We start from the raw sequence: 6,762 nt of genomic DNA on the forward strand, positions 1-6,762 counted from the left end.
GTCTCCGGCTTGTGCTCCACGACCAGGACCGTGTTGCCCTTGTCGCGCAGCCGGACGAGCAGCCCGTTCATCCGCTGGATGTCGTGCGGGTGCAGGCCGATGGTGGGCTCGTCGAACACGTACGTGACGTCGGTCAGCGGCGAGCCGAGGTGCCGGATCATCTTGACCCGCTGCGACTCGCCGCCGGACAGCGTGCCGGACGGGCGGTCCAGCGACAGGTACCCCAGCCCGATCTCCACGAACGAGTCCAGCGTGTGCCGCAGCGCGGCGACCAGCGGCGCGACCGACGGCTCGGTGAGCCCGCCGACCCACTCGGCGAGGTCGCTGATCTGCATCGCGCAGGCGTCGGCGATGTTACGGCCGTCGATCTTCGACGAGCGGGCCTCCTCGCTCAGCCGGCTGCCGCCGCACTCGGGGCAGGTCGCGAACACCACCGCCCGCTCCACGAACGCCCGCACGTGCGACTGCAGCGCCTCGACGTCCTTGGACAGCATCGACTTCTGGATCTTCGGGATCAGGCCCTCGTACGTCAGGTTGATGCCGTCGACCTTGATCTTCGTCGGCTCCCGGTGCAGCAGGTCGTGCAGTTCGCGCTTCGTGTACTTGCGGATCGGCTTGTCCATGTCGAAGTAGCCGCTGCCGCTGAAGATGCGCCCGAACCACCCCTCCATGCTGTAGCCGGGGACGGTGAGGGCGCCCTCGTTGAGGGACTTGCTGTCGTCGTACAGCTGCGAAAGGTCGATGTCGTTGACCTTGCCGCGGCCCTCGCAGCGCGGGCACATGCCGCCGGTGATGCTGAAGCTGCGCCGCTCCTTGACCGTCTGCCCGGCCTTCTTGACGGTGACCGCGCCGGCGCCGCTGATCGAGGCGACGTTGAACGAGAACGCCTGCGGCGAACCGATGTGCGGCTGGCCCAGCCGGCTGAACAGGATGCGCAGCATCGCGTTGGCGTCGGTGGCGGTGCCGACGGTCGACCGGGTGTCGGCGCCCATCCGCTGCTGGTCCACGATGATCGCGGTGGTGAGCCCTTCGAGCACGTCCACGTCGGGCCGTGCCAGGGTCGGCATGAACCCCTGCACGAACGTGCTGTACGTCTCGTTGATCAGCCGCTGCGACTCCGCGGCGATCGTGCCGAACACCAGCGAGCTCTTGCCGGAGCCGGACACGCCGGTGAACACTGTCAGCTGGCGCTTGGGGATCTCGACGCTGACGTCCTTGAGGTTGTTCACGCGCGCGCCGCGCACCCGGATCAGCTCGTGGGTCATCGTTGCTCCGTCCTCGTGCCGTTGCCGTCCACGCTATCGGCCGCCTCCCGGCCGCCGCTTCTTGATTCCTGATCTTCCGCGGCCGCCAGCAGCCGCTCGCCGATGACCTTGACGGTGTGCCGCAGCTCGGGACCGCCGATGACACGGAACGGCACCGGCAGCGCGGCGAGCTGCTCGGCATACCACCAAGGGTTGCCGGTCGAGCCGACCAGCCGGCACCGGTCGCCGTCCAGCGCCTCGAGTCTGCCCAGCGCCGGCGGTACGCGCACCGCCACCGCCTCCAGCGGCGCGTCGAGGACGAGGTCGACGGCGTACTCCCAGCCGACGGCGAGGTGCTCCTCGAGGACCGCGACCGGGTCGAACAGCGCCGGCGCCGCGAATCCCGCGTCGAGCACCTCGGCCCGCAGGACGCGGTCGATCCGGTACGCAGCGCCGGGCGGCGCGTTCCGACACGCCGAGCCGGGCCGCCAGCCGGTCGGCGGTGATGCCGGGGCTGGCCTGCAGGATCTCCAGCGCGAGCAGCGCCCGGGCGGCCGGACTCTCCACGGATGCCCTTCCAGGTTCCGGACGGGAAACGTCCGGAATGGAGCCTACCGTGACCGGCATGATGCTGCATGAGCCGTCGGCGACCGCCGGCGAGGCCGAGATGCTGCTGTTCGCCCTCGAACGGTCCCGCGCCCAGTTCGCCTGGAAGGCCGGCGGGCTGGACGCCGCCGGGCTGCGCCGGGCCCAGCCGCCCTCCACGCTGACCCTCGCCGGGCTGCTGAAACACTTGGCCCTGGTCGAGGAGGCGTACACCATCGACTTCACCGGCAAGGCGCCCGGCCCGCCGCTGGACGTGCCCGAGGCGGCGACCGACCCGGAATGGGTGTGGCGCACCGCCGCCGACGATCCGCCCGAGTACCTCTACGAGCTGTGGCACGGCGCGGTGGCGCGGTCCCGGGCCGCGCTCGCGGCGGCGCTCGCCGACGGCGGCCTGGACCAGCCGGGGAAGTACCGCACCGACGAGCACGGCGTCGCGCCGAACCTGCGCCGCCTGGTCGTGGACCTGCACGACGAGTACGCCCGCCACGTCGGCCACGCCGACCTGCTGCGCGAGGCCATCGACGGGCTCGTGGGGGAGGACCCGCCGCTTTCGTGAACCTTTGGTCTTGGTGAAGACTTCCGCATGCGCCGTCACATGAGTTGCCGAAAAGGTTTTCAGCGGATTGACTCGCGCCGACCACCTGATGCCTGACTGTGGACGGACATGGACACCGAAGCGACACCTCCACTGAGGACCCGCCGCCGCCTGATTGCTGGTGCCGCCGCCGGTACGGTGGCAGCCGTCGCCCTCGCGGCGACCGCCTTCCTGGTGACGCGGGGCGGCGGCGGGGACGCATCGCCGCAGTCCCGCGCGCAGCAGGCCGGCCTGCCCGCCGACGGCACCGGACCGTCCAGCGGCGCGGCCGGCCTCGGCGCGTCCGGGTCCGCCTCGGCCTCCGCCTCCCCGGCGACCGCCGGCACCTGCGACGGCACCCTCTTCGGCGGCGACCTCGTCCTCGCCCAGCCCAAGGGCTACTGGACCGCGTGGAGCCAGGGCGGCACGGCCCGCCTGGAGCACTTCACCACCGGCGCCTCCGACGCGACCGGCACGACCGCCGCGAAGACCGCCCATCCGCACCTGGTCGCGTACGGGACCGGCCGCATGCTGCTCGCCTGGGAGTCCGGCGCCACGATGACCGCCCAGGTCTACGACACGACCGCCGCCAAGCCGGTCGGCGGCACGTTCACCGTCGACGTGAAGGACCACGCGTACCAGGCGTTCAAGTCCTACGCGGACGGCAGCGTCGCCTACCCCGCGGCCGGCGCCAACGCGACCACGATCCGCGTGGCCCGCGTCATGCCGATGCGCTGACGCGGACGGGCCGCCAGATCGAAGTCGCGTCCTGGCCGTCCCCGGGCGGCCAGTCCGCGATCGCCTCACCTGTCGACCGGCTCGGGCCGTGATCGAAGGTGCGGGGTGGTCATCCGGACGGCCATCCCGCGACTTCGATCAACCGGTCAAGATCACCAGTGTGCCGGGCACGTCGACGGCGCCGGCTGACAGGGTCCGGGCGGCGCCGTGCCGCGGTTATGGTTTCCGGGTGGCGCACCCCATCATGTTCGACGACGCCGACCCGATCCTCGGCCGGGTCCGGGCGCTCGCGCTCGCGTTCCCCGACGCCGCGGAGAAGATCTCGCACGGGCATCCGGCCTTCTACACGACCAAGGTGTTCGCGTACTACGGCGGCTCCGTCAAGGTCGACGGCGTCTACCGGCAGCACGAGCACTCGGTGGTCGTGCTGGTCGACCCGGCCGAGCGGGAGGCGCTGCTGGACGACGCCCGCAGCTACGTACCGGCGTATCTGGGCCCGTCAGGGTGGATCGGCGTGGACCTCGGCGACGACACCGACTGGGCCGAGATCGGCGAGCTGCTCGACGCCAGCTACCGCCGCACCGCCGGCCGCCGCCGCGTCGCCGCCCTCGACGCCCGGGCCGCCCGGACCACGTGACGCGGCGACACGAGCGGCGGGCCGCTCAAGCGGCGGTCTCGAAGATCCTCGTGCTCGGCGCGCCGGCGCGCGCGGGGGAACGCTGCGGATCCGACCACACGGTGGTGCGCAGGAACCGCAGGAACGCCTCGGCGGCGTCCACCGTAGGGAAGTCCAGGTCGATCGTTACGTAACGCTCGTCGTCGACGGGTCGCATGACGCGGTGGGCGAGCACGCCCGCCTGGCTGCGCGCGGCCGCGAAGCCGTCGAACGCGCGCCGCCACATCGCGAAGTCCACCACCGGGTGCTCAATGCGTAAAGTCGGCATGCGAACGACGCTGAAGACCGCGGGGCGCGCCGCGTATCCCAGAAGTCTGGGGTTTTATGTTGGTGAGATGGGGCCGCGGGCGGTGGCGGAGCGGGTGCGGCGCATCGGCGCGGCGGCGCCCGACTCGCGGGCGCTGCGGTCAACGGTGCTCGCCGAGCTCGCCCGGGTGCTGCCGTTCGACGCACACGTCTGGGCCCTGACGGATCCACAGACGACGGTCGGCACCGACCCGTTCGCCACGGTGCCGCCGGCGCTGATGTCCGACCTGCCGCGCCTGATCCGGCTCAAGTACCTCACCGCGGCCAACCGCTGGACGTCGCTGACGGCCGCGGCCCGGCTCGCCGCGCCCGGCGACAGCCTGGTGTGGCGGGATCTGCTCGGCCCGCAATGTTCGCCAAGACCGGCGCCCGCAACCGGCGCACCCTGCTGTCCCGGGCGCTCGGCACCGGATGACCGGCGCTACGGTACCGGACATGAGACGAGCTGCGGACCGGCTGGAGCGGGTCACCATCGGCGCCGCGCTGACCTGGGCGGTGGCCGTCATCGCGTTCGGCGTCGCGGCCCCCGAGCTGCGCGGCCCCGGCGCGGTGCCCGCATCGGTGTGGATCGGTGCGCTGGTCACCGTGGCCGGCGCGGTGCTCGTCGCCGGGTGCCTGCTGGCCTGGGCCGTGGCCGGCGTGCGGGCCAGCCGCCCGGCGGCCGGGGACGCACCGCGCCGGGGTGCGCTGGCGCGGGGCGGTCCTGCGCTGGTGCTCCTGCTGCTCGGTATCGGTCTCGTGTACGGCGCTGCCACGCTCCTGTTCCCGCTGGACGAGCCCGGCCGGACGGCGCCGCCGGGTGTCGCGCCGCTGGGCGGGCTGTGGGGAGCCGCTCAGCTCACCGGCCTGGGGTCGTTCGCCGTTGCGGTGCTGATGGCGGCCGTCTGGGCGGCGGCCACCACGCTGATGCGCGTCGGTGCCCAGGTACGCCGCGAGGGGCCACCCGGCGGCGGCACGGTCTGACACCGGCGACGCTGCTCCGGCGTACCAACGCGTGCACCGCCACCCACAACCGGCCAGCGCCCGCGACCAAGGCGCCGCGACGCGGCCCATCACCCGGTTCCGTCACCCAGTTCGGCCGGGAACGGGCGGCGGGCGACGAGGTGCCGGGCGTGCGGCCGGTGCCGCCACTCGCCGTGCGGGCTGCCGCGCAGGAACTGGGCCCGCAACCGGTCCGCGAACGCCGCACCCCGGGCGGTGACCAGCGGCCGCATCGGCCCGGCGCGGGTGTGCGCGTCGAAGAACGCGGCCGCGTCCGGGTGGGACATCGGGTAGGCGGCCGGCTCGTCGCGCTCCACGACGGTGCCCGCCGCCGTCAAGGCCGGCACCAGACGCCCCTGCCACGAGTCGTCGCCGGCCGGTACGTGCCAGCGCACGACCTCCGCGATACGCGCGAACGGCCCGTCGTCCTCGGTACGCCGCGGCCAGAACACGACGGACAGCACGCCGCCCGGGCGCAGGGCCGATGCCCACGACCGGATCGCGACGTCGGGCGCGGGCAGCTGCTGCAGGCCGAACACCGACACGACCGCCGCGCAGCGCCCCGCCCACCGCTCACCGAGCGCCGAGGCGTCACCCTGCTCGACCGTGGCGCCTGGGCGCCGCGCCGCCCTGGCCCTGGCCAGCCGGACCATGCCGGCGGACAGGTCGACGCCGGTGACGGCACGGCCGGGCAGATGGGCGTCGAGCGCGTCCAGCTCGGGGAACGTGCCGCAGCACGGGACGAGCACCGGCCCGTCCGGCAGCGGCCCGGCGGCGAGCGCGCCCACCGCCGCGGCGACCCACGGCGCGAAGCGCGGCACGTAGTACGCCTCGTACCCCTCCGCGGCCTCGTCCCAGCCGCGGGCGGTCTGCGCGAGCCGTTCGTCCGTCACCCGGCCGAGGATCTCACGCCCGGGTGGGTCGCCGTTCACTCAGCCGGTGGTTCATCCTGGCCGCGTCGCGCATCCGGGCCGGTCAGGCCGAGCCGCGGGTAGGCTGAGCGGCGGGGGGCTCGCACCGATGGGGGAGCAGCATGGGATTCTTCGACCAGCTTCGCAGCCGTACGCAGGAGATGAGCGGACAGCTCAAGACCAGGGCCGGCCAGTTCAAGAGCAAGGAGTTCGCCAACGCCAGCATGGCGATGTGCGCGCTCATCGCCGCCGCCGACGGCAGCATCGACCCGGTCGAGCGCCAGCGCACCGAAGGTGTGATCACCAGCAACGAGATCCTGTCGGTCTTCCCGCCGGACGAGCTGCGGCAGAAGTTCGGCTTCTACGCCGACCGGCTGGTCCGTGACTTCGAGTTCGGCAAGGTCGAGGCGATCGCCACCATCGCCAAGCTCAAGTCGAAGCCCGACCACGCCCGCGCCGTGATCCAGATCGGGATCATCATCGGCGCTGCCGACGGCAACTTCGACGACAACGAGAAGAAGGCCGTCCGGGAGGCGTGCTTCGCCGTCGGCATCCCGCCCGCCGAGTTCGACCTGTAGCCCCGGACCGTCGTGGTTGATCGAAGTCGCGTTCCGGTCGCCCAGGCGACCGGCCGCGAGAGCGCCGAGCACAGGTAGGAGGCGACGCAGCAGAACCCTCGACATGCACCGAAAATAGCGGTCGGTCAACGAATCGGAAAGCCGCACG

Annotated in this window: 8 protein-coding genes and 2 pseudogenes; 5 read left to right on the forward strand and 5 right to left on the reverse strand. The window is 72.8% G+C overall.

Going from position 1 to position 6,762, the window contains the following annotated elements; translation table 11 throughout:
* The 3 genes and pseudogenes from AB0H83_RS51250 to AB0H83_RS51260 form a co-directional block, all read right to left on the reverse strand.
* A pseudogene (locus tag AB0H83_RS51250) lies at nt 1–1,265 on the reverse strand (excinuclease ABC subunit UvrA); the annotation flags it as partial.
* Nucleotides 1,262–1,684 carry a WYL domain-containing protein gene (locus AB0H83_RS51255; RefSeq protein WP_360111186.1) on the reverse strand — a complete coding sequence of 141 codons (423 nt, stop codon included), beginning with the start codon at nt 1,682–1,684 and terminating at the stop codon, nt 1,262–1,264. The gene AB0H83_RS51255 and the pseudogene AB0H83_RS51250, both read right to left, overlap by 4 nt.
* Before the next feature lie 22 nt (nt 1,685–1,706).
* Nucleotides 1,707–1,871: pseudogene (locus AB0H83_RS51260) on the reverse strand (HTH domain-containing protein); the annotation flags it as partial.
* Here AB0H83_RS51260 and AB0H83_RS51265 point away from each other — a divergent pair.
* The 3 genes from AB0H83_RS51265 to AB0H83_RS51275 all read left to right on the forward strand — a co-directional run bounded on the left by AB0H83_RS51265 (nt 1,870) and on the right by AB0H83_RS51275 (nt 3,799).
* Nucleotides 1,870–2,406: a DUF664 domain-containing protein gene (locus AB0H83_RS51265; protein WP_360111167.1), complete on the forward strand. Its 537-nt coding sequence runs from the start codon at nt 1,870–1,872 to the stop codon at nt 2,404–2,406. The pseudogene AB0H83_RS51260 and the gene AB0H83_RS51265 overlap by 2 nt on opposite strands.
* Nucleotides 2,407–2,514: 108 nt before the next feature.
* Nucleotides 2,515–3,162, forward strand: coding sequence for a hypothetical protein (locus AB0H83_RS51270; RefSeq protein WP_360111170.1), 648 nt, complete (start codon nt 2,515–2,517; stop codon nt 3,160–3,162).
* A gap of 229 nt (nt 3,163–3,391) precedes the next feature.
* Nucleotides 3,392–3,799 carry an MmcQ/YjbR family DNA-binding protein gene (locus AB0H83_RS51275; RefSeq protein WP_360111172.1) on the forward strand — a complete coding sequence of 136 codons (408 nt, stop codon included), beginning with the start codon at nt 3,392–3,394 and terminating at the stop codon, nt 3,797–3,799.
* 25 nt (nt 3,800–3,824) lie between these two features.
* On the opposite strand, the gene AB0H83_RS51280 is transcribed toward AB0H83_RS51275, so the two are convergent.
* Nucleotides 3,825–4,106, reverse strand: coding sequence for a hypothetical protein (locus AB0H83_RS51280; RefSeq protein WP_360111175.1), 282 nt, complete (start codon nt 4,104–4,106; stop codon nt 3,825–3,827).
* Nucleotides 4,107–4,579: 473 nt separating this feature from the next.
* Here AB0H83_RS51280 and AB0H83_RS51285 point away from each other — a divergent pair, with 473 nt between their 5' ends.
* Complete coding sequence (locus AB0H83_RS51285) at nt 4,580–5,107, forward strand: hypothetical protein (RefSeq protein WP_360111178.1); 528 nt, start codon at nt 4,580–4,582, stop codon at nt 5,105–5,107.
* 89 nt (nt 5,108–5,196) lie between these two features.
* Here AB0H83_RS51285 and AB0H83_RS51290 read toward each other — a convergent pair whose 3' ends face one another.
* Nucleotides 5,197–6,018: a class I SAM-dependent methyltransferase gene (locus AB0H83_RS51290; protein WP_360111181.1), complete on the reverse strand. Its 822-nt coding sequence runs from the start codon at nt 6,016–6,018 to the stop codon at nt 5,197–5,199.
* A gap of 140 nt (nt 6,019–6,158) precedes the next feature.
* Between AB0H83_RS51290 and AB0H83_RS51295 the strand changes: the two genes are divergently transcribed.
* A complete protein-coding gene (locus tag AB0H83_RS51295) occupies nt 6,159–6,614 on the forward strand; it encodes a TerB family tellurite resistance protein (protein WP_360111184.1) in 456 nt (151 codons plus the stop codon).
* Nucleotides 6,615–6,762: the final 148 nt, after the last annotated feature.

Origin of the sequence: Dactylosporangium sp. NPDC050688 (genome assembly GCF_040654515.1) — a bacterium.
Lineage (GTDB): Bacteria > Actinomycetota > Actinomycetes > Mycobacteriales > Micromonosporaceae > Dactylosporangium.